At 58.6% G+C, this 502-nt stretch carries 1 protein-coding gene; it reads right to left on the minus strand.

The features are described from left to right. On the minus strand, nucleotides 1–502 hold a 502-nt coding region (locus J5224_RS35480; RefSeq protein ID WP_264629445.1), incomplete at both ends, for a branched-chain amino acid transport system II carrier protein.

Below are 502 nucleotides of genomic sequence, written 5' to 3' on the forward strand. Positions count from 1 at the left end.
GGAAAACGGCAAATACTGGGAGAAAAATTCGGCGCAGGCGCAGGTCAGGCCAACCGCAGTGACCATGCAGGCGATAAAAATCAACAGCGCCAGGAAGCCGCTGCCCATGCTGCCGAAGGTGTGCTGTACGTAGGCATGCAGGATTTCGGCCCCATTTTGCGCGTGAGGAATCAGTTCGCCGCTCACAGAGCCCAATTTGAACAGGCTCAGATAGACCAACGTCAACCCGACGCCGGCAATCAAACCGGCCCAAATGGTATAACGGGTCAGCAGCGTGGCATCGGTCACGCCGCGTGAACGGGCCGCATTGACGATAACGATCCCGAACACCATGGCACCCAAGGTATCCATGGTCAGGTAACCGTTCACAAAACCGTTAGAAAACGGCACGCTTTGATAGACGTCGGTCGCCGGGATCGGCGAGCCCGCAGGCCACATCACCGCCGCCAATCCCAGCACCGCCAGCGCCAGAATTTTTAACGGAGCCAGCACGTGGCCGACC

It is taken from the genome of Candidatus Symbiopectobacterium sp. NZEC135, from assembly GCF_025962695.1.